Source organism: Alteromonas sp. MTD1 (assembly GCF_042848195.1).
Taxonomy (GTDB): domain Bacteria; phylum Pseudomonadota; class Gammaproteobacteria; order Enterobacterales; family Alteromonadaceae; genus Alteromonas.
Genome location: NZ_BTGG01000010.1, coordinates 16956 through 38296, shown reverse-complemented (window position 1 = coordinate 38296; position 21341 = coordinate 16956). Strand labels below are relative to the sequence as shown.

The following is a 21341-nucleotide window of genomic DNA, read 5'->3' as shown; positions in this document are numbered from 1 at the left end:
ATTTTGAGTTTCTTAGAATAGGCACGCCGTCATTTCTTTTGCTTTGAACTAATATCAAAAGGTTTTCGTTGTAATTAGCATGCTAAAGATAACGTTGCGTTAATCAGGGTTCATTGAGCTAGTCGATGAACCTAATCAATTTATTGCGACAGCTTTACTGCGCGAATGTATATATCATTTATTTAGATTAGAAATTTGGTTTTTAATTCTTTTGGTGAATTTGAAGACATCTGGATTAGATAAGGGAGTTTGACATGAGCAAGATTGATATTGGTATTTCTGAGAGTGATCGTAACGCAGTAGCAGAAGGATTGAAAAAACTGCTGGCCGATTCGTACACGCTTTACCTTCAAACGCACAATTTTCATTGGAATGTTGAAGGGCCGCAGTTCCGTGAGCTTCACTTGATGTTTGAAGAGCACTACACCGAACTTGCTACGGCAGTTGATGAAATAGCCGAGCGCATTCGCACACTGGGTGTTGCCGCGCCGGGTACGTATAAATCTTTTGCTGCATTAAGTTCAATTGAAGAAGTGGAAGGAGTGCCAGAGGCCATTGAAATGGTAAGGCTGCTTACGCACGGTCACGAGCAGGTGGTTAAAACCTGTCGCGCGTCACTTAAGTTAGCACAAGACGCAGATGATGAGTCGTCAGCAGCCCTAATTGGCGATCGCATGCGTGTGCACGAAAAAACCGCATGGATGCTGCGCGCTACGCTTCCAAAGTAACAGCGTTTAGCGTACCCAATGGGTAACCTGTCTTAAAGGGTACAGCACTGCTGTGCCCTTTTTTGTATACTCGTGTGTATTACAATTCTTAAATGCTGGCTATTATTTATAGGTAATCAGCTATTTAAACCTAATAAAGCATGGATTGGTGTAACGAACCATCGTTGCATAACATACATTGAGGCTACCAATGACAACTAAGACCACCCTGTTACTCAGCGCTGCAGCGCTTACCGCAGTACTTAATCAAAATGCCGTTGCGCATGGCGGACATCACGACGACGGCTCACATTCTGATATTAAGGTTACCACTCTAGCTGAAGGGTTAGAGCATCCATGGGGAATGGCCTTTTTACCAAACGGCGATTTGCTTGTAACTGAGCGTGCAGGTGGCATTCAGCGTTTATCTAAAGACGGCAAGTTATCTGGGCGCCTTGCCAACGTGCCTGAGGTAGTAGCGCAAAATCAGGGCGGTATGTTAGATATTACCATCGATCCAGACTTTGCTACCAACAACACTATCTATTTTTGTTACAGCAGAGAAACTGATGTAGAAGGCAAAACCGGAAGCAGCAGTAGCGTTGCTAAAGCAACGCTTACCGACAACGGGCTAGAAAACGTAAACGTCATTTTTAGCGCCGATTCAATTGTTGATAATGGCTTTCACTTTGGTTGCCGTCTAGTCTTCGACGCCGACAAGCACCTATATATCACAATGGGCGACCGCTATAAGTATATGCAAGAGGCGCAAAACACGAACAACCACTACGGTAAAATTGTCCGTATTAATCGCGACGGCAGCGTGCCGAAAAGCAATCCATTTGTAGACGGTAATGCACCTGAGGTGTTTAGCTACGGTCATCGCAATGTGCAAGGCGTTACGCTTCATCCTGAAACCGGTGATTTGTGGGCTATGGAGCATGGTCCGAAAGGCGGTGACGAAATCAATGAAATTAAAGCGGGCGCTAACTATGGTTGGCCAGTTATTACCTACGGTATTGATTACAGCGGTGAAATCATCAGTGATAAAACCCATATGGAAGGCATGGAGCAGCCGTGGTTGTATTGGGACCCATCAATTGCGCCAAGCGGTCTTACTTTCTACACCGGCGATATGTTTAAAGAGTGGCAGGGCGATATTCTAGTAGGTAGCCTGAAGTTTACACACCTTCGTCGTGTAAGTATTGAAGGTGGTAAACCTGCCGAGCAATTTGAATATGTCCGCGATATGCAGGCCCGTATTCGCGACGTTGAAGTAGCGCCTGATGGCTCTATTTATCTTTTAACCGACGCGACTAACGGCAAGGTTGTGAAGCTGTCTAAATAACGCGTTGCGTTAAATTTATTGCCAGAAGCAATAATGCTAAATGCAAAAAGCCGAGCAGTTAACAGTGCTCGGCTTTTTTGTACCTGAATGAATGCTTCCTTTAAGAGCTATTCGCTCGCTTCTGGCTTGGTTTTGTATCGCTCAAACCACGCTATTATGTTACCTACTTTTTGAATTAAGCGTGAAGGGCGACTGGCAATACCGTGCGATGCGCCAGGAATTCTTACCATGGCGGCATCAACATTTTGTAGTTTCAATGCTTGGTAATACTGCTCTGACTCGCTAATTGGCGTGCGGTAATCAGCTTCGCCCGTAAGTAGCATTGTAGGGGTTTTTACGTTACCCACTAGCGACAGCGGACTGCGCTTCCAAAGCTTATCCGCAATGTTCCACGGCATATCGGCCATCCAGTATTGGCTAAAGTACGGATAGGCATCGGCGGTTAACGCAAAGCTTACCCAGTTGATAACGGGTTTTGCCACTACAGCAGCGGCAAAGCGGTCTGTCTTGCCAATAGACCATGCGGTAAGCACGCCACCGCCAGAACCCCCCGTAATAAATAGGTTGTCAGTATCTACATAGCCTTTGGCAATTACTGCATCCACTACGTCCATAAGGTCGTTGTAGTCTTCAGACGGATAGTTATGGTGAATGGTGTTACCAAAATCTTCACCGTAAGAGCTACTGCCTCTAGGGTTGGCCCATACCACCACATAACCTTGCGCGGCCATTAACTGAATTTCCATGGCAAAGTGCGGGCCGTAAGCAGCATGAGGGCCGCCGTGGATTTCTAAAATAAGTGGGTATTTCTTCGAACTATCAAAACCTGGCGGCAGAGCTACCCAAGCGCCAATATCGCGCTGGTCCACCGAGCTTTTAACGTTAACATCTTTCACTTCTGCTAAGGTTTTATGCCCTAGCGCATCGGTATTGAGTTGGGTTAGAAGCGTAGGTGATTTGCCTTTGCGAAATAGCGCCAAGTCGCCTGGAGTAGTGCGCGAAGCCGTGGTAAAAACAATATCGCCCTTTTTACTAAGTGCAAAGTCGCCCGATGTATATGGGCGTCCAAGTGCTTGCCCACCAATAGCCACGTCAATGGGCTTAACATCGCCTTTTAAGTTAACGGCGGCTAGCTTTGTTTCACCTTTATCAAGGTACGAAAACACCAAGCCACGGCTATCTTGGCGCCAAACAAACTTACCTAACGATCTATCAAGCGATGACGTTAATCGCGTAATGTCACCCGACTCCAGCTCCATCAATACTAAATCACTATTTTGATACGAAAGCTTTCTGTCGTTTAGCTGGCTAAAAGCAAGGTATTTACCATTAGGACTTAACGTTGGCCTGCTTTCTGGACCATCCATATCGGTAACTTGAACAAGCTCTCCTGTGTTTACGCTTACTTTGTAGATATCGCTAAACAGTGGGTTAAGTGCGTAGTCTTCGCGATGTGGTGTTGCAAAGTAAATCCAGTCGTTGTCAGGCGAGAAAGAAAGCGTGCCACCGCTTGGAAATTTACCCGAGGTTAGCTGACGCGGCGTACCACCTTCTACAGGAAGCACATAAATTTGATTATAGCCTTCGCGCAAGTAGCCACGACCGTCGCCGCGATACTGGGTTGAATCGATGTATTTCGCCGTTTCTGCCCATTTTGCCCCTTTAGGCTTAGCAGGCATGCCGGTGAACAGTGGTTTTTGCTTTTCAGGTGTAAACAGCGTAAACGCTAAGGTTTTGCTGTCGTTCGACCATGTTATTTGGCGCGGTGTTTCGCTTAAGTTAGTCAGTCGGACTGACTGTTTACTGTCAACGTAATAAAGATGAAGCTGGGCGCGCCCTTTCACCGCTTTTGTGTAAGCAATATATTTGCCGTTAGGTGAAAGCGTTGCCTGCGATAGATTTACATCATCGCCGATAAATGGGCGGTGTTCACCTGACTTGATATTTACCTGCCACAGTCTGCTCTGACGACTGTCGGTCATAATATCCATGCTTTGACGACTATAGATAACCGTGTCATTGCTAATAAACTGCGGGCTAGCAACAAATTCTAGGTTAAACGTGTCTTCGTAGTTAAGCGGTGATACGGCTGCTTTTGCTTCAGTGTTATTCGGTTCGCTTTGTAGCGCGAACGCCGTATTGACAGTAAAAAGTAAAGCAAGGGCAGCTGCAGGTGCACTCAAGCGCTGTCGGTTGAGTAAAGTAGACGCGAGCATATAAAAGTCCTTTATTATTTTTCGTTGTTATTACTTACAGCGTAATAGGGTATGGTGTTCACCATATCGCTTTATTTTTCAACGTGTAGACAGTATGCGGTGACGTGCAGGTGGAACGCGATAACAAATCGCTCTTTTAGTTCATTCACGCTTTAAACTTACTTTGCCCACAAGAATATCTTTGAACATAACCCAGTCGCCAAGCAAACTGTAAAAAGGATGTTTGAATGTTGCCGGTTTATTTTTTTCAAAGAAAAAATGGCCCACCCATGCAAAGCCGTAACCGACAACAGGAATTAACCACAACAGCGCCCAGTTAGTGGTATAAACGGCCATAGCAATAATACCTAATACCAACCAAGAACCCACAAAGTGTAAAGTTCGACAGGTTGGGTCGCTGTGTTCAGCTAAATAGTACGGATAAAACTGACTGAATGAAGTAAACGGACTGGCGGGCTTGGCTTGCGTTGCCTTTTCTTCTGTTGACTTAGCTTCTGTTGTCATAGGTTATCCTCGAATTTCATCTAATGAAACTGCTTCTTATATTACTGCGTCGTTAACAGTACGTTAACACCTTTGCGTTAGCTTAAATGTCGTCAATTTGACAGTTTGAGGGTAATAGCACTGCCTAGGCCTTGTTCAAGCTAGGTGAGCCTTCGTGAAGCCCTTGTATTTTTTGAAGATGTACCCCATATTCCAAGGCATACAGCAAAGTGTAAAGGCGCGAGTTATGGAAAATTTAGTTGCTAATCATCAAGCAACCATTGTTGATATTACCGTAGAGAATTTTCAGCAAGTTATCGTAGAGGCATCGCAAGAAAAGCTGGTGCTAATCGACTTTTGGGCAGACTGGTGTGAGCCTTGTAAAGACTTGATGCCCATTTTAGAAAAGTTAGCGGGCGAGTACAGTCAGCATTTAATTTTGGCAAAAGTCGACTTCGAGGCACAGCAAGAAGTGGCGGCGCAGTTTGGTATTCGTAGCTTACCTACCGTAATGGTAGTGCAAAACGGACAACCAGTAGACGGCTTTGCAGGCGTTCAGCCAGAGCAGCAAATAAGAGAAATGCTGGCGAAGTATTTACCTAACCCGGAAGATGACTTACTTGCCACAGCCGGTAAAGCAATTCAGCAGGGCGATTACGCCACTGCGCTACCTGCTGCTAGAGAGGCGCTTGAGTTAAGCCCTGATAACGTGAACGCCAAATACATGCTTATCGACTGCTTCATCGAAACGGGGTCGATTGACGTTGCGAAAACGCTTCTTGAAGAGATTAAGCTGGTGGATCAAGACTCTCGCTATAAGTCCCTTGCAGGTAAAATAGAGCTTGCCGAACAAGCGGCAGACACACCTGAAATTAGACAGCTTACGGCTGCTGTACAGGAAAACCCTGACGACCTACAGCTGAAGGTTGACTTAGCGGTGCAGTTGCAACAAGCAAATAAAGCACAAGACGCGCTAGAATTACTTTACGGTGTGTTGAAGAAAGAGCTTGGTTTTGGTGATGCGAGAAAGCTTATGATGGATATGATGAACGCGCTACCAGATGGCGACCCGCTAAAATCAGAATATCGTCGTAAGGTTTACAGCCTTCTATATTAGTACTGCTATTACTGCGGGTACGTTATTCGATGTCATGCTAAAAAGCCGGCGAGTGCCGGCTTTTCTTTATCTTTAAATTCGTTATTCCGCTTGTGCGCTATTTGGTTACTTCGTGTTTAAGGGCGAATACCCTTCGCTATGAAGCCAGTTGAGCGCAGAAAAATATTTCTCAAAATATTCACGCTCGTATTGAGGAAATTCGACGTCTCGCTGTTTTGCAGGGTGGGTTCGCTCAAGCTGTGCACGTTTCACCATGCCGCTATCTAGCACATAAGCACTGCGGCACAAACCACGGGATATATTGGTTTTAATGGCATCGGCCAAACAGGTTTGGCATTCAGGGGTTGAGAGTACCCATCTACGGCCATCCATCAGTGCGGCCCAGGGTTTGTCGTCGAACTTACTAATAAGTTCGTGCATTTCCTCAACAAATAGTTCGGTCGTTCTTAAATTCCACGCACCTGTAGCAAACACCTCAAGCACATTGCCCGAGATATCCAAAGAGTAATTTCCGTATTTTGGGAAGCGCATAGTGAACCCTACCAGTAGAGCGCGTATGTATAGCCATACACTAATTAACAGTTTATAGCAGACTTTAAGTAAATTGCAGTATCAATAGGTATAAAAAAATATACTCTTGTTGTGCAAGCCACAAGTTAACACTTAAATAATGGGCAAAACTATTTACACTTAATTGTAACTAATTGTAATTCGCTAGCGTGCTCACCCATGCTATGTACCGCTATTTTTGGTAGGGTTGAGGTGGTTTTATATTAGAGTATCGGTGTTATGTCGTATCAGCAGTTTTATCAAGGTTTTCTCTCTGCAAACACTCATAATCAGCATTATGCGTGTCATAGCCATTACTTTTGGCCAGACTGTACGCGAGATGCCATGTTGCAGTACTGGGACGACAGTGCGAAATACGTTGACCACAAATGGGGTTACTTTTTCGAAACGCTAGTCCCCCAGCTTCAAACGAAAATAAGCGACATATTAAACACGTCAGCGCCTCAGCAAATTGTGTTTGCGCCCAATACTCATGAACTGCTGTATCGCATAATGAGCTGTTTCGACAGCACTAAGCCATTCAAAGTGGTGTCTACCGACAGCGAGTTTCATAGTTTTCAGCGCCAGGCCAGCCGCTTGCAAGAAGAGGGCAGCATAGAACTCATTACGGTGCCAACCCAACCATTTGCAACGTTCTCTGAACGCTTTAAAGCCGCCATTGCACAGCATAACCCTGAACTGGTGTTCTTTAGCCAAGTGTTTTTTAACTCGGGCTATGTGGTGAGCGATGTTAATGACATCGTGAATAGTGTGAAAAACGACGACACGCTTGTTGTGATAGACGGCTACCACGGCTTTATGGCAAAGCCCACCGATTTAAGCGCTATCGCCCATCGCGCCTTTTACTTAGCGGGCAGCTATAAATATGCGCAAGCAGGTGAAGGTGCGTGCTTTGCACATGTGCCAACCGGGTGTACGCTGCGCCCTGCGTATACAGGCTGGTTTGCCGAGTTTGGCGATTTAGATAAACCTCGCCAAATAGATGGCAAGGCGGCAGTGCAGTATAGTCAAGACGGTATGCGCTTCGCCGGCGCAACCATGGACTTTACGGCGTTATACAGATTGCGCGCCGTGCTAAATATGTTTGAAGAAAACAACATCAGCATCGACACGGTGAACAATTATGTGATGCAAATGCAGCAGCATTTTTTAGAACAGCTGAGTGCTCAGCAGCACCCTATGCTTAATGCATCAAACCTTGTGGTAGAAGACGCATCTGAGCGGGGGCATTTCTTAACGTTTGAATTAGAAAGCGCTGATATTACCCAACAGCTATCTGCTGCATTAAAAGAACAAGGTATCCTTACTGACTCTCGTGGTAACAGACTGCGTTTCGGTTTTGGGCTTTACCATACTAAGGACTACATGGATTTAAGCGCTATTAGCGGCTTGTAGCATAAGCTCTTGTAAAATAGAAAGGTAAATTAATAATGGATTGGCTACTACCAGTGCTTGCGATTGTGCTGATTGTTGAAGGCATTGGCCCTTTGCTATTCCCTAACAAGTGGCGAAATTATCTACTACAGGTAAGTCAGCAGCCTATTAATCAGCTTCGACAAATGGGCGGCGTACTGGTGATTATCGGTACGCTACTTTTATTGTATTTTAATTAGTCGTTGTGGGCGGCTCGACCATTTATTCAGTTTTCTTATGCCGTCTCTTGCGTTATACCTTTCAAATTAAGGTGTTACTGATACGTAGCCATTATTCGGGAAAAAGCAGGCTTTCAAAAAACGGTACTTTTCTTAACGTGTAAAATAATTTCGTTGTATTTTTGTTCGAAAAGGGGGTGATCCTTGCTCGAGAATTTTGTAGAATCCCCGCCTAATTTTCTTACACATATGATTCATGGCAAAGAACGTTGTGGTACTCGGCACTCAATGGGGTGACGAGGGTAAAGGCAAGGTCGTAGACCTACTCACAGATCGCGCAAAATATGTTGTTCGCTACCAAGGCGGGCACAATGCAGGTCACACTCTAGTAATCGACGGTGAAAAAACCGTTCTTCACTTAATCCCATCAGGCATCCTACGCGACAATGTTACCTGTATTATCGGTAACGGCGTGGTACTTAGCCCTGACGCACTAATGAAAGAAATGACTATGCTTGAAGAGCGTGGTGTTCCAGTGCGTGAGCGATTGAAAATAAGTGAAGCATGTCCGCTTATTCTTCCTTATCACATTGCCCTTGATGTGGCGCGTGAAAAAGCACGTGGCGCAAAAGCAATTGGTACAACAGGTCGTGGCATCGGTCCGGCTTACGAAGATAAAGTAGCGCGCCGCGGTTTACGCGTAGGCGACCTTTTCAACGCTGAAGACTTCGCAGCAAAGCTTAAAGAAGTACTAGACGTACACAACTTTACGCTTACACAGTACTACGGCGAAGAAGCAGTAGACTACGATGAAACCTTAAAATGCGCGATGGAAGTTGCTGACATTCTTAAGGCGATGGTGGTTGATGTAACTGATGAGTTGGATAAAGCGCACAACGCTGGTTTGCCTATCATGTTTGAAGGCGCGCAAGGTACGCTTCTAGATATCGACCACGGTACATACCCTTATGTTACGTCGTCTAACACTACTGTTGGTGGTGTAGCAACAGGCGCAGGCTTTGGCCCGCTTAAGCTAGATTACGTACTAGGTATCGTTAAAGCGTACACCACCCGTGTTGGTTCTGGTCCTTTCCCAACTGAACTTGAATGTGAAGTGGGTCAACACCTAGGTGTTAAAGGTCACGAGTTTGGTGCTACCACAGGTCGTAAACGCCGTACAGGTTGGTTTGACGCCGTTGCAATGAAGCGTGCAGTACAAATTAACTCTGTGACGGGTTTTTGCTTAACTAAGCTAGACGTACTAGACGGTCTTGAAAGCCTGCAAATTTGCGTAGGTTATAAAGACGCAGACGGTAACGTGAAAGATGTACCACCCATGGCGGCTGACGGTTACGAAAAAGTAACGCCAGTATACGAAGAAATGCCGGGCTGGACTGACAACACATTTGGCGTAACCGAGTTTGACGCGCTTCCACAAGCGGCTAAAAACTACATTAAGCGTCTTGAAGAGCTTACTGGTGTACCTATTGATATCGTATCAACAGGCCCAGACAGAAACGAAACTATTGTGCTACGTAACCCTTACGATGCGTAATAAATAGTGAATTGTTTGAAAAGCCCAGCACATGCTGGGCTTTTTTATATCTGCATGTTTTTCCACGCGCGTTAAACATTAATTAACAATTTAGTTGCGTTGAACACGAACATCCCTATTAATATAAGATATCGAGATTAATGTTTCGCGTTACCAAAACGCTATCGGAGCCTTCTTATGCCAAATAGACCTTCTCTTCATGCAGTGGAATCGGGTATTTGTTATGTTGATACTGTGCAAAAGCTGAATAACAGTTACATCACCGGTAAAACCCAATCTCTAGAGTGGCGTAAAACACAGCTGCTAGCGCTAAAGCGAATGCTGGAAGAAAATCAGCACGACATCCTTCAGGCATTGAAGAAAGATTTAGGCAAATGTGAAACCGAGGCGATGGTAGCCGAGCAGGGGTTCTTACTTTCTGATATCGATCATACGCTTAAACATTTAGATAAGTGGGTTAAACCACGTAAGGTGTCTACGCCTATTGTGGCGTGGCCCGGTAAAAGCTTTCAGCAGCCCGAACCGCTAGGTACGGTACTGATTATTGGCGCATGGAACTATCCGCTTCAGCTTTTACTTGCTCCTTATATTGCTGCGTTAGCTGCGGGCAACTGCGCCGTATTAAAACCATCTGAACTAGCCGAAGAAACCTCATCGTTAGTGGCCAGGCTTATTCCGCAATATATGGATGTGTCGTGTGTTGAGGTTATAGAGGGCGGAAAAGAAGAGTCTACGGCGCTTCTGGCGTGCAAGTGGGATCATATCTTCTACACAGGCGGTGAAGCAGTAGGCAAAATTGTAATGAGCGCAGCAGCACGCCATCTAACGCCTGTTACGTTAGAGCTCGGCGGTAAAAGCCCATGCTTTGTCGATAAAAATACCAACCTTAAAGTAACAGCCAGACGTTTGGTGTGGGGTAAGTGGATGAATGCAGGGCAAACCTGTATTGCACCCGACTATGTCATTGTCGAAAAAGGCTTCGAGCATAAGTTTATCGATGCGGTAAAAAAAGAGCTGAAAAAGCAATATGGCAAGTCGGCGCTAATGTCGCGCGATTACGGCAATATTATCAATCATCGTCACTTCAAGCGTTTAGAAAGTTACCTTGATAGAGTGAATGTGGTGTACGGCGGTGAAATGGATGAAACACGACCCGCTATGGCGCCAACGCTTGTGCTAGAGCCGTCACTAGACAGCCCTATTATGAAAGAAGAGATTTTTGGTCCTATTCTGCCCATCATTACCGTAAACAATATGGATGAAGGCATTGCATTTGTGAACGACCGCGCGAAACCGCTAGCACTATATGCATTTAGCGATAGCGATGAGGTGCTAGACCATATTATCAGTCGTACTAGCTCTGGCAGCGTGTGCACAAACGACACCATGATGTTTATGACAAACCCAGAACTGCCGTTTGGTGGTGTTGGCAATAGCGGCATGGGTAGCTATCACGGTCGCCATGGCTTCGATACGTTTAGTCACTTAAAAACAGTGATGAAGCGTTCGTTTGCCCTAGATGTTCCATTTAGGTACGCGCCGTTTTCTAAGCTTAAATTATCGTTATTGAAAAAGTTTTTATAAAGGAAACGTTATGCCGCAGCCTTTTCACCTAGCCATTCCTGTTACTAACTTGCACGATGCAGATGCGTTTTATGGCGAACTGTTAGGCTGTGAGAAAGGAAGAAGCGATACGCAGTGGATAGATTGGAACTTTTTTGGTCACCAGTTGGTAACCCACTGTGTGGCTGAAATGCCTTCGGCGCCTGCGCACAACGGCGTAGACAATCACGCTGTTCCCGTGCCGCACTTCGGTGTGGTGCTAGATATGGAAACCTGGCAAGCGTTAGCGAAAAAGCTTGAAGCGGCAGGTACTCACTTTGTTATTGCGCCTTATGTACGCTTTAAAGGTCAGCCCGGTGAGCAGGCCACCATGTTCTTTAACGACCCGTTCGGCAATGCTCTTGAATTTAAGGCTTTCGCTGATATCGATCAGCTGTTTGCTACCTAGGTAACCTTCAATGCGCTGCGCTTTTTGTTATCTAGCGTTGGCGCGCTTCTTAAAATGACTGGCCTTTGAAAATGCTGCGACGGCGACGGGGTTTAAATCGTCTATACAGCAACACCACGCCGGTTAAGGTAAATAAAAACGCACTTGCAGAAAATGCAATTAACAGCGGGCTATTAAAATTGCTCCTGTCCTTATAGTCCATAATGTGCAGCATCCACATAAAGTCGAACAGGCGCCATGTGTTGGTTCGAACACGTGTTACTGCGCCCGTGTTGGGGTCGATGTAAAATCGTGTTTCTAAATCATCATCAAAGGTCACTTGCCAAAGCGGTGCCGACAAGTTCTGCACTTCTTGCGGCAATGTAGAAAGCAATACGGAATCTACAATTGCGCCTTCACCTTGGTATTGAGCTTCAGCCAACGAGGCAATAGTGCTCTTTTCTAGCGGTAATAACGCCTCACCGTTTACAGCATTAAAACGAAAGAGGGTGTCGTTACTGTTCACTTGATAAACCGGAGTACTAAAAAGGGCTGAGGGCGTAGTCTGAAGTCGATGCGTTAAGCGAAGCGTTGCATTGTCATCAAACGTTGATAACACTTGTTGTGGACTAACGGTGGCTTGCTGCCACGGCGTGTTAACGCGCTGTCGTAAATGGTTACCACGAACCTCTTCTATGGGAAGGTAGGCCATTACCAATCCACTTAAAAACCACAGACCTATTTGAATAAACAAAATAAGGCCCAAGTAGTTATGTAGCGCGCGCATAAACTTGTGCATAGTGTCAGTTCTATTTTTATTAGCATTGTTATTATAGTTATTAGTTTATAGAAGCAGAATGACAGCGAATACGCAACTATTAAACGCTGTTCGTGTTAATGTAGCCGCCGTTACATTATGCGTTTCAAAGACGCTTTACACTATGAGAAGGGCAACTACGTGCACAAAACATTAATACTCGTAGACGTACAAAACGTGTATTACACGTGTCGTCAGGCTTATCAGCGTAACTTCAATTACAATGCATTTTGGCAACAAATACAGCAGTGTAGCCATATAGAAAAAGCCTTTGCCTATGCTATTGCACGTAACGACACCAAGCAGCGCGAGTTTCAGAATATTTTGCGCGCTATTGGTTTTGACGTAAAACTAAAGCCTTTTATTCAACGAAGCGATGGTTCCGCTAAAGGTGACTGGGATGTAGGTATTACGGTTGATGCGCTTGAGCACGCAAGCGATGTAGATGAAGTGGTACTTGTGTCGGGCGACGGTGATTTTGATATTTTGGTTAACGCGCTTAAACGTAGAGGAAAAACCGTAACGGTTTATGGCGTACCATCATTAACCGCAGAAAGCTTACAAAAAGCAGCATCGCATTATGTTGCTATCGATGCTGCATTGCTTCTATAGAAAGGTAATTTTCTTATTACTGGTAGTGTTGTTAGTGCACTGCGGCTTCTACAATGCTTTTGCCTCTGCCACTTTTTTCGCTTGCTGCTTCAACCTTATCACCCATTCGCTTGATAAGGTGTACATCGCCAAACCTACGGTTATCGAGGGTGTAGCCCATGGCTTCTAATGCTTTTAATTTTTCAGGGCAAAAGCCATCATGCATGCGTATTTTATCTTTGGGCAAAAGCTGGTGGTGAAAGCGCGGTGAATTTACGGCTTCTTCTGCGCTCATATTAAACAACAACGCATTTAACAGCGACTGGGCCACCGATGAAATAATGGTGGTGCCGCCCGGTGAACCTGTTACCAGTACCACTTCATTGTTTTTTGTGACCAGCGTTGGTGTCATAGAAGACAACATGCGTTTATAGGGCGCAATGGCGTTAGCTTCACCGCCTACTGCGCCAAAGAAGTTTGGTACGCCTGGCTTGGCACTAAAATCGTCCATCTCATCATTTAATAAGAAGCCTGCCCCTGTTACCACTACGCCACTACCAAAGGTAAGGTTAATAGTAGTGGTATTGGCTACGGCATTTCCCCATTTATCGAGTACAGAAAAGTGCGTGGTGTCTTCACTTTCTTTAAGCCCTGGCGTTACATTGGCCGTTTCAGAAATGGTTGTACTATTTAGTTCTTTGGCCCGCGCGGTAATGTAATCGGCTTGGGTTAGCGCTGCTACAGGCACGTCAATAAAGTCTGGATCGCCCATGTATTCGGCGCGATCGGCGAAAACACGCTTACCAATTTCAGACATAACATGAATATACTCAACGCTATTATGAGAGGGTAAATCGTTTGTTGCAGTATACGCTTCAAGCATACCAATCCACTGCGCTACAGCAACGCCGCCCGAGCTTGGCGGCGGCGCAGTTACCAGCTGGTAACCTTGCCACGGTAAGTGCAGTGGCTCTCTGAATACTGCTTTGTATGCAAGCAGGTCGTCGTGGGTAATAAGCCCGCCGTTTTGCTGCATGAAATTAACTATCAAATCTGCCACCTTACCTTGGTAAAAACCGTCTTTACCATTTTGCTGAATGGCTTTTAACGTATTGGCAAGTTCAGGCTGCTTAAATAGGGTGTTGGCTTTAGCACCAGCAAAGTAGTCTGCGAAGTTGCTTTTTACTGGCTTGTCTGCTTCTCTAGCTTCTTGTTTAGAGATGTAGCGAGTAACATTGTTGGCCAGCTTTTCATGCACAATAAAGCCGCCTTCAGCAAGTGTTACGGCGGGTTCAAGCAAACGCGACCACTCTAACGTGCCGTACTTTTGATGGGCGGCCCACATACCTGCCACTGTGCCCGGAATGCCGGAAGCTTTAGCGCCAAACAACAGTTCATGTGCTTTCACATTGCCTTCGTCGTCTAAGTACATATCGCGGTGTGCACTTTTAGGTGCCATTTCGCGGTAGTCTAGAAAGTCTGTGGTATCTTCAAACTTTATCGTCATAAAGCCACCGCCGCCTACATTTCCAGCCTCTGGTAGCGTAACTGCTAATACAAATTGCGCTGTAATGGCTGCATCTATAGCATTACCGCCTTCTTTTAGTACCTGCATTGCAGCATCGGCGCTGTAGCTGTCTGGCATTGCTACAGCGTGTTGTGACTGTGCTGAATTTATCGAATGCGCAGAAGAAGTGGTATCCGTTGCTTGTACACTGGTTTCATTGCTTTTATTTGGGCTACAGGCCGATAGAATACACGTTGCTAAAAATGCACTGGCTATTGCTACTACAGCTTTTTTTAGGCCCCTCGAACGGTTATAAAGAGCGCCGGTATATTTTGGTTTCTTAATTGTCCATTTCATGAATGCAATGTCCTTGTGTATTTGTTTTTTCTTCAGGCTTTTTCTTAGTCTTTCTTGCCTTTATACCTAAAGCATATGCTTTGCCCAAAAAGCTAACTCAACGTTTTAAGCGAATTAGCCAAGCATGACTAAGCTGGCAATGAAGTAGGCAATTAACGTTAAACCGCCTGCCAGAAGCGCATAAGGAAACTGGGTTTTAACATGGGTTAGCACATCACAGCCTGCGGCCAATGACGACACAGCCGTAGTGTCGGAAATAGGTGAACAGTGATCGCCAAAGATACCACCCCCTAAAATTGCACCTATAACCAAAGAAGGTGGCAAACCTAAACTTTGAATTAGCGGCACACCAATAGGAATAAGAATAGCGAAAGTGCCCCACGATGTGCCGGTGGTAAACGACATTACAGCACCAGCAATAAACAGCATGGGCACAATGAGTACCATCGGCAAATACTCACCCACTATACCCGCAACAAATACGCCCGTGCCTAGCACTTTTAAGCTATTACCTAAAGTAAGCGACAGCAGTACGATGGTAACCAGAGGCAGCAGCTCTCCCATGCCTTTAAAGCCAATTTCTACTGCTTGCTGGTGCGTAAAACGTTTGTGCACTAGTAATAAACCGTAGGCAATGGCTGTAGCAAGCGCCGTTGCATACAACACGCTTTTGCTACCACTGCCCTGCGAAAGCACACCGTTTCCTGTCCAAAACATAAAGCCCACCATGCTAAGTACCATTACTAGAAGTGGTACTAACATAAAGCGGGCTTTGGTAGCGGGCTCTGTATGTTGTGTTTCAGAGGTGCTCGACAGTAGCTTTTCTTCCTCTGCCATAGGGCCGTGCACTTTGTCGGCAGAAATGGTGTAAGCCACAATAAGTAAGGTGAAAATAGCATAGAAGTTAAAAAATACGCTGCCCCACAAAATAGAGGCAGAAGACGCGGGAAGCTCGTAAGAATCTAACAAGCTCAAAATAAATGCGCCCCAACCATTTAATAATATAAGAATACAAACTGGCGCACTGGTAGAGTCGATAATATAAGCCAAACGCGCGCGGCTCATACCGAATCTGTCAAAAAGGCCGCGTGCAAAAATACCTGCAGTCAGCACGCTTAAATTCGATTCTATAAACACGGCAACGCCGGTAAACATGGTGAGCCCACCTACTTGTTTACGGCTTTTAGCAACGCCTTTATTCACTAAGTAGTTCACGGTGGCCGTTACGCCGCCGGAATCCCGAATAAAGGCGAGTAACGCACCTACTAAAACAGAAAAAATAAGTACTCTTGTATTGCCTGGGCTGGCTGCGGTATCTACTACACGTTCTATGGCGTTAATAGGCGCTAGATAGCCGGTGGTAACATCGGTATTAAATAGAATAAGCGCTTCAGCACATAGCACGGCCAGTGCAAGCGCAAGAATGACTTCTTTTTTCCAAAAAACAACGATAATCGCTACAAGAGGGGGGATGACCGACATCCAATCCATACTTCTTTCCAATCTTATTTCTAAGCAATGTGCTTAACGGTATTTATACAAGCTTGTAAGGTTGCGCCGTATAGTCAAATACGAATGTGTAAAAACAGGTTCAGCAATAGAGCAGAGCGCATTTCAAGGCTATCTGGGCAGTTCACCATCGGCGAAACTGCTAATTTGTGGTAGCGTACCGTATTGTGTGCTGTGTTACCAAGGATAAGATCAACATTGCAAGTCTTCGCATTCTCCAAGGTTTTTAGAAACCTACTACTTTTTATCTTCATCAATGCTATTACCGCGGTATGTGCTGTTGGCTCAGCTAGCGCGTTCGCTGCCGTTCAATCGACAACTAATGTGCCTGCTAATACACCTACTAGTACTCTTGTAGTCAGTGATAAGGTAGCAAAGACAAAAGCCATGGTCGGGCAAAAGATTATTCTCGACTTTCGGTATTTCTGTCACAACGGCACAGCGTCAAAAGCGTGCAGAACGCCAATGACAAGTATTCCAGATGTTTTGCTTCAAGTACTTAGTCGCAACAATATTGGTGGTGTTATTCTTTTTGCAGAAAACATAGAAAGTGCGCCGCAGTTAATAACGCTTAATCACACTATGCAGCAACACATGACCCAACGCGGCAAAGCACCGCTTTTCATTGCTGTAGACCAAGAAGGTGGGCGCGTATCACGCCTGCCATACAGTATGCTGGCACCGTTTGCGGGTAACATGGCAATTGGCGCCAGTTTTCACAAACACGGTACCGCGTTTTCTACCAACGTAGCAGAGCATATTGGCCAAACGTTATTGCCTCTTGGCATTAATACCAATTTCGCACCATCGGTAGACGTTAATAGCGAACCTAAAAACCCAGTTATTAATGTGCGTAGTTTTTCACAGTATCCACAGCAGGTGGCTGCATTAGGCGAAGCCTTTGTATCAGCCATGCAGCGAAGTGGTGTTATAAGCGCAATAAAACACTTTCCAGGCCATGGTGATACGCATGTAGACAGTCATAGCGGGTTGCCCAACGTGGCTCATTCAAAAACACATGCGCTAGCTACCGACATTTTGCCATTTGCCAACATTATTAACAGCAACACGCCACCGGCTATGATAATGAGTGCGCACATTCAGTACCCATCGCTTGATAGCTCAACGCTTATCGATAAAAACGGTAACGCACAGATAGTGCCTGCCACATTATCTAAACGTATTTTAACCGACCTATTAAGAACGCAGCTTGGCTATCAGGGGCTTGTCGTTACCGATGCATTAGATATGGCGGGCATCGCACAGTTTTTTACTCCTGAAGACGCCATGGTAAATGCATTTAAAGCGGGGGCTGATATTGCGCTAATGCCATTTACTATTCGCACCCCTAACGACATAGCTAACTTTGAGAAATTGCTACATAACGTGAGTAGCGCAGTAGTGAAAGACGAGCAGCTTTATGCAAAAGTTCAGCGCTCCAATAATAGGATTGCCAGTGCAAAGCAGCAATTTGAACTGCATAAATTTGTAGCCAAACCTGCATCGTGGTGGTTAAGCGAAGCCGCTGAAATTAACGATAAGCAGCACGGGAACGGTATGATGAAAAAGGGAGTGCAACTTCAGAAAGCGCTTTCTGAAGCGGCTGTTACGGTGCTCCATGGCAAGGAAGACTTACCGGTGCGCGCAATGCGCTATGTTGCATTTATGCCAGACAGTGCACGTTGTTTAGCGTTAGAGCACGCGCTTTCTGCCAGCGCTAAAAAAGCCTTTAGCGATATGAAAGCCTTTAGCGATACAACAGCTGTAAGCAAACAAAACGTCCAACCGAATAAATCGCTTCAATATGTTTGTTTGCCCTTACTCACATTACCAAAACAGGCTTTAGTAAAACGCTTAATAAACGACACCGATGCTATTATTGTAGGTGACATAAGCCCAAGACATGCCAACTACGAGTTAGGCGGTTTAGATAATGCCGATGTAATGAAGCAGCGTGCGCCGCTTTCTACTATCCATGCGTTTATGAAAGATGTGATGCACTATGCAAAAGGGCAGGGTAAGCGTGTGGTTTTTGCGCCAATGCGTATGCCGTATGTAGCACAAGAAATGGCAGAGGTATCTGATATTATCATTGCAACATTTAGTTATGTAGTTAACGTAAACCCCGATAAAGATGCGGCAGTTAAAGCAACCAGTCACGTACTTCAGGCGTTTACCGATGTGCTGATGGGCAACACCGAAGCGCACGGGCGCTCACCGGTTAACGTAAACATAAAACCAAACCGTTCGTTACTAAAAGAAGGACATTAGTGTGGAAGCATCAAAGGCTTTGCAATGGGTGCAGCAGCTTGTTGACCCTTTCCTACCGTTGATCATTGCCATTGTGTTTGTGGTTGCCGTGCTTACCACCATGCATTATTTGCTGTTAAGGAAGCAAAGCCACCTAAGTAGCGAACAAAAATTACCGCGTCAAGTAAGTATGTTAGTACTTACTATAATAAGTGCGGTCATTATTGCTATGTCACTTCCCGTTAGCGAAAGTACGCGCAATCAAGTAATTGCACTAATTGGCGTACTCATATCTGGTGTCATCGCTTTTTCGTCTACTACCATCGTTGGTAACTTAATGGCGGGTATTGTACTTAGAGTTAATCGTCCGTTTAAAGTAGGCGACTTTGTGAAGGTCGATGGTTATAGCGGCCGCGTTGCTGAAATGGGTTTGTTAGACACTGAAATACAAACCGAGAGTCGTGAGCTTATTGCATTTTCAAATACGTTGATGGTGAATTCGCCTGTAACGGTCACCCGCGCGTCGGGAGCAATAGTGAGTGTGGATCTAAGTTTAGGGTACGACATTCATCATAGTGTGATTGAAAAGTACCTTTTGCAGGCAGCTGACGATGCCAACCTAACCGAGCCTTTTGTGCAGGTCATTGGGCTTGGTGATTTCTCAGTTAGCTATCGTGTATCTGGGTTATTACTGGAAGTGAAAAGCCTACTGTCGGCTCGCTCTCGTTTACACAAAGCCGTGCTCGATTCACTTCACAACGCAGACATTGAAATAGTATCGCCAGGTTTTATAAATCAGCGGCCACAACCCGACGGTTTAAAAATGATGGCTAAATCGCCGGTTGAAAATAGCGAGAAAGTAAATAGCAATCGTCAAGGTGAAAACAATGATGACAGTAAAGTGCCATCTCCAGAGGATGTTATTTTTGACAAGGCAGAACATGCTGAGCAGCACGAAAATAATAAAGCCCTACTGGTTCAAGAAATTGCAGAAATAGATGTGCAAATTAGCGAGTCTAGCGGCGAGCAAAAAGACAAATTGAAGCAACGAAAAACCAATTTAGAGCTGCAGCTTTCAACACTGCTTGAACAAAATAATGCAAACCCTGCTGATTAGCGGGTAAATTTAATGCCTTTAATTAGCTGCGTTTGAAAGTGTGTGAGTATTTACTTAATCAGCTTCGCTGAATTTGCAGTGATACGTGTTCAACAAGCAAGTTTACCAAACAAAATGGAAGATCAATTTTTGTGTATGTAAGTGTTCACTTACTCAGTGCTTTCGACATCTGGATACAGTAAATACGGGCGACGCTGCGCTTTAAATTTTTGCAAATCTGCAGCCCAACTTTGCTTAATTTCCTCGGCACTTTTTCCATTTTTTATCATCTCTCGTAATGTGTTAGTGCCTGCTAACTTATCGAAAAATTCTGGGCGAGTGAAAAATAAAACAGATGCTGATTTATCATTTTTTGCCTGTTGAAAAGCCTGATAAGTGTTTATGAGTAACTGCACATCAATACCGCTTTCTGTATTCACCGTTGTCAGCGCATCATGCGTTTCAAATACAGTAGAAAATAAAACCTGATCTTCATGTTTAGGGTAAGGCGCTGCCGCATTGGCTTTAACTGTTATCTTATTATTACCAAGTTCTATTAAAGGGTGCCCGATAAGCTGAAAAGGAAGGTTAGTGCCACGACCTACGCTTACGTCAGTACCCTCAAAAAAGCACAGGGTTGGGTACAAGGCAACCGCTACGTCATTAGGTAAGTTAGGACTTGGCGCAACAGGAAGTGAATAATGCATTGTTCGCCTATAATGAGAAACGCGCTTGTAATGAGAAATGGGTACGACAGTAAGCTGCGATGTTGTCGCTACTGAGTGCGTCAACCAATTTTCACCCACCATCATTTTTGCAAGTTCACCCAAGGTCATACCGTGCAGCACAGGAATAGGGTGCATACCTACAAAAGATGAGAAAGCGCTTTCTAGAATAGGGCCGTCAACGTGTTGTCCATTGGGGTTGGGTCGGTCTAAAACCACTACGTCAATGTTGCGTTCAAACGCCGCTTCTATTACATAGTGCAGCGTACTTAGGTACGTATAAAAACGCACGCCCACATCTTGGATGTCAAACACCAGTACATCAATATTTTCTAGCATTTCTGGCGTGGGCTTTTTCGTTTTGCCGTAAAGTGAATGAATAGGAAGGCCTGTTTTTGCATCAACGCTGCTTGTTATTTTTTCTCCAGCCCCTTTGTTTCCGCGAAACCCATGCTCTGGCGAAAATACTGCTTTTACATCTACCTTCTGCGCTAACAATGCATCAAGTAAATGTGTGTCTGGTTCGTCAGATGTTGCCAGCGTATTGGTGCCAGCATTATTTAAAGAATCTGTGCGAACGCGCGCGCTTTGATTTACCACTAAGCCAACACGTTTTCCATCGAGTAAATGAAGGTATTGTGGGAATCGCTCGGCGCCCACCCTCAAATTTGCCGCATCAAACTGTTCAACAGGGGAATCATCAAGGCTTGAAGAAGCTGCAGTAGGTGAAGATGAGGTTGCCTTTGCTGTTGAAGTGCACCCGAATGCTAGGCCAAGCAATAATACAACGCTAAGAAAGCGGATGGTACGCGTTATAGCTGTACGCTTACCGTGTGTTCTGCAACCTTCTATAAGCGTGTTATAACCTTGGTTGTTCATAAACTGCATGCTTTTACCTGATCTGCTTTATT

18 protein-coding genes are annotated in these 21341 nt (G+C 45.1%); 11 read left to right on the top strand and 7 right to left on the bottom strand.

What is annotated here, in order from left to right; genetic code table 11:
• Window positions 1–254: 254 nt before the first annotated feature.
• Together ACGHAV_RS14210 and ACGHAV_RS14205 are read left to right on the top strand one after the other, a co-directional pair.
• Entirely contained in the window at window positions 255–728 is a 474-nt protein-coding gene (locus ACGHAV_RS14210) for a Dps family protein (protein WP_334015632.1), read from the top strand.
• A gap of 190 nt (window positions 729–918) precedes the next feature.
• Window positions 919–2055 (top strand): PQQ-dependent sugar dehydrogenase, encoded by a 1137-nt coding sequence (locus ACGHAV_RS14205; protein WP_390381992.1) that lies wholly within the window; start codon window positions 919–921, stop codon window positions 2053–2055.
• A 107-nt stretch (window positions 2056–2162) separates the two neighbouring features.
• Here the strand turns inward: ACGHAV_RS14205 and ACGHAV_RS14200 are convergent, their stop codons facing one another.
• Together ACGHAV_RS14200 and ACGHAV_RS14195 are read right to left on the bottom strand one after the other, a co-directional pair.
• Complete coding sequence (locus ACGHAV_RS14200; protein WP_390381989.1) at window positions 2163–4271, bottom strand: S9 family peptidase; 2109 nt, start codon at window positions 4269–4271, stop codon at window positions 2163–2165.
• 141 nt (window positions 4272–4412) lie between these two features.
• The gene (locus ACGHAV_RS14195; RefSeq protein WP_390381986.1) at window positions 4413–4775 is read right to left on the bottom strand and encodes an Mpo1-like protein; all 363 of its coding nucleotides are present in this window, start codon (window positions 4773–4775) and stop codon (window positions 4413–4415) included.
• A 226-nt stretch (window positions 4776–5001) separates the two neighbouring features.
• On the opposite strand from ACGHAV_RS14195, the gene trxA reads away from it, so the two are divergent.
• A complete protein-coding gene (trxA, locus tag ACGHAV_RS14190) occupies window positions 5002–5871 on the top strand; it encodes a thioredoxin (RefSeq protein ID WP_390381983.1) in 870 nt (289 codons plus the stop codon).
• A 105-nt stretch (window positions 5872–5976) separates the two neighbouring features.
• On the opposite strand, the gene ACGHAV_RS14185 is transcribed toward trxA, so the two are convergent.
• Window positions 5977–6402 carry a hypothetical protein gene (locus ACGHAV_RS14185; protein ID WP_390381980.1) on the bottom strand — a complete coding sequence of 142 codons (426 nt, stop codon included), beginning with the start codon at window positions 6400–6402 and terminating at the stop codon, window positions 5977–5979.
• Between the two features lie 258 nt (window positions 6403–6660).
• Between ACGHAV_RS14185 and ACGHAV_RS14180 the strand changes: the two genes are divergently transcribed.
• From ACGHAV_RS14180 to ACGHAV_RS14160, 5 genes are all read left to right on the top strand, one after another.
• Window positions 6661–7836 (top strand): aminotransferase class V-fold PLP-dependent enzyme, encoded by a 1176-nt coding sequence (locus tag ACGHAV_RS14180; protein WP_390381977.1) that lies wholly within the window; start codon window positions 6661–6663, stop codon window positions 7834–7836.
• Between the two features lie 35 nt (window positions 7837–7871).
• Complete coding sequence (locus ACGHAV_RS14175) at window positions 7872–8054, top strand: DUF2065 domain-containing protein (RefSeq protein ID WP_390381974.1); 183 nt, start codon at window positions 7872–7874, stop codon at window positions 8052–8054.
• Between the two features lie 235 nt (window positions 8055–8289).
• Window positions 8290–9588: an adenylosuccinate synthase gene (locus ACGHAV_RS14170; protein ID WP_390381971.1), complete on the top strand. Its 1299-nt coding sequence runs from the start codon at window positions 8290–8292 to the stop codon at window positions 9586–9588.
• Window positions 9589–9765: 177 nt separating this feature from the next.
• Window positions 9766–11172 (top strand): aldehyde dehydrogenase family protein, encoded by a 1407-nt coding sequence (locus ACGHAV_RS14165; RefSeq protein WP_390381969.1) that lies wholly within the window; start codon window positions 9766–9768, stop codon window positions 11170–11172.
• Between the two features lie 10 nt (window positions 11173–11182).
• Window positions 11183–11599 carry a VOC family protein gene (locus ACGHAV_RS14160; protein ID WP_390381966.1) on the top strand — a complete coding sequence of 139 codons (417 nt, stop codon included), beginning with the start codon at window positions 11183–11185 and terminating at the stop codon, window positions 11597–11599.
• A 49-nt stretch (window positions 11600–11648) separates the two neighbouring features.
• On the opposite strand, the gene ACGHAV_RS14155 is transcribed toward ACGHAV_RS14160, so the two are convergent.
• On the bottom strand, window positions 11649–12377 hold the full coding sequence (locus ACGHAV_RS14155) for a PepSY domain-containing protein (RefSeq protein ID WP_390381963.1): 729 nt from the start codon (window positions 12375–12377) through the stop codon (window positions 11649–11651).
• A 159-nt stretch (window positions 12378–12536) separates the two neighbouring features.
• On the opposite strand from ACGHAV_RS14155, the gene ACGHAV_RS14150 reads away from it, so the two are divergent.
• Window positions 12537–13007: an NYN domain-containing protein gene (locus ACGHAV_RS14150; protein WP_390381960.1), complete on the top strand. Its 471-nt coding sequence runs from the start codon at window positions 12537–12539 to the stop codon at window positions 13005–13007.
• 31 nt (window positions 13008–13038) lie between these two features.
• Here ACGHAV_RS14150 and ggt read toward each other — a convergent pair whose 3' ends face one another.
• Window positions 13039–14850 (bottom strand): gamma-glutamyltransferase, encoded by a 1812-nt coding sequence (gene ggt, locus ACGHAV_RS14145; RefSeq protein ID WP_390381957.1) that lies wholly within the window; start codon window positions 14848–14850, stop codon window positions 13039–13041.
• Between the two features lie 114 nt (window positions 14851–14964).
• A complete protein-coding gene (locus ACGHAV_RS14140) occupies window positions 14965–16341 on the bottom strand; it encodes a Na+/H+ antiporter NhaC family protein (protein ID WP_390381954.1) in 1377 nt (458 codons plus the stop codon).
• Between the two features lie 216 nt (window positions 16342–16557).
• Here ACGHAV_RS14140 and ACGHAV_RS14135 point away from each other — a divergent pair, with 216 nt between their 5' ends.
• Complete coding sequence (locus ACGHAV_RS14135; RefSeq protein ID WP_390381951.1) at window positions 16558–18630, top strand: glycoside hydrolase family 3 N-terminal domain-containing protein; 2073 nt, start codon at window positions 16558–16560, stop codon at window positions 18628–18630.
• A 1-nt stretch (window position 18631) separates the two neighbouring features.
• On the top strand, window positions 18632–19726 hold the full coding sequence (locus ACGHAV_RS14130) for a mechanosensitive ion channel family protein (RefSeq protein WP_390381948.1): 1095 nt from the start codon (window positions 18632–18634) through the stop codon (window positions 19724–19726).
• Between the two features lie 149 nt (window positions 19727–19875).
• On the opposite strand, the gene ACGHAV_RS14125 is transcribed toward ACGHAV_RS14130, so the two are convergent.
• The gene (locus tag ACGHAV_RS14125; RefSeq protein ID WP_390381945.1) at window positions 19876–21318 is read right to left on the bottom strand and encodes an exo-beta-N-acetylmuramidase NamZ domain-containing protein; all 1443 of its coding nucleotides are present in this window, start codon (window positions 21316–21318) and stop codon (window positions 19876–19878) included.
• Window positions 21319–21341 lie beyond the last annotated feature (23 nt).

Bases quoted from the DNA above. Each gene is read 5' to 3' on its own strand.
- ACGHAV_RS14160 (WP_390381966.1), top strand. From the start codon at position 11,183: ATGCCGCAGCCTTTTCACCTAGCCATTCCTGTTACTAACTTGCACGAT.
- ACGHAV_RS14180 (WP_390381977.1), top strand. From the start codon at position 6,661: ATGTCGTATCAGCAGTTTTATCAAGGTTTTCTCTCTGCAAACACTCAT.
- ACGHAV_RS14175 (WP_390381974.1), top strand. From the start codon at position 7,872: ATGGATTGGCTACTACCAGTGCTTGCGATTGTGCTGATTGTTGAAGGC.
- ggt (WP_390381957.1), bottom strand. From the start codon at position 14,850: ATGAAATGGACAATTAAGAAACCAAAATATACCGGCGCTCTTTATAAC.
- ACGHAV_RS14210 (WP_334015632.1), top strand. From the start codon at position 255: ATGAGCAAGATTGATATTGGTATTTCTGAGAGTGATCGTAACGCAGTA.
- ACGHAV_RS14170 (WP_390381971.1), top strand. From the start codon at position 8,290: ATGGCAAAGAACGTTGTGGTACTCGGCACTCAATGGGGTGACGAGGGT.
- ACGHAV_RS14200 (WP_390381989.1), bottom strand. From the start codon at position 4,271: ATGCTCGCGTCTACTTTACTCAACCGACAGCGCTTGAGTGCACCTGCA.
- ACGHAV_RS14185 (WP_390381980.1), bottom strand. From the start codon at position 6,402: ATGCGCTTCCCAAAATACGGAAATTACTCTTTGGATATCTCGGGCAAT.
- ACGHAV_RS14195 (WP_390381986.1), bottom strand. From the start codon at position 4,775: ATGACAACAGAAGCTAAGTCAACAGAAGAAAAGGCAACGCAAGCCAAG.
- ACGHAV_RS14125 (WP_390381945.1), bottom strand. From the start codon at position 21,318: ATGCAGTTTATGAACAACCAAGGTTATAACACGCTTATAGAAGGTTGC.
- ACGHAV_RS14155 (WP_390381963.1), bottom strand. From the start codon at position 12,377: ATGCACAAGTTTATGCGCGCGCTACATAACTACTTGGGCCTTATTTTG.
- ACGHAV_RS14165 (WP_390381969.1), top strand. From the start codon at position 9,766: ATGCCAAATAGACCTTCTCTTCATGCAGTGGAATCGGGTATTTGTTAT.
- ACGHAV_RS14140 (WP_390381954.1), bottom strand. From the start codon at position 16,341: ATGGATTGGATGTCGGTCATCCCCCCTCTTGTAGCGATTATCGTTGTT.
- ACGHAV_RS14205 (WP_390381992.1), top strand. From the start codon at position 919: ATGACAACTAAGACCACCCTGTTACTCAGCGCTGCAGCGCTTACCGCA.
- trxA (WP_390381983.1), top strand. From the start codon at position 5,002: ATGGAAAATTTAGTTGCTAATCATCAAGCAACCATTGTTGATATTACC.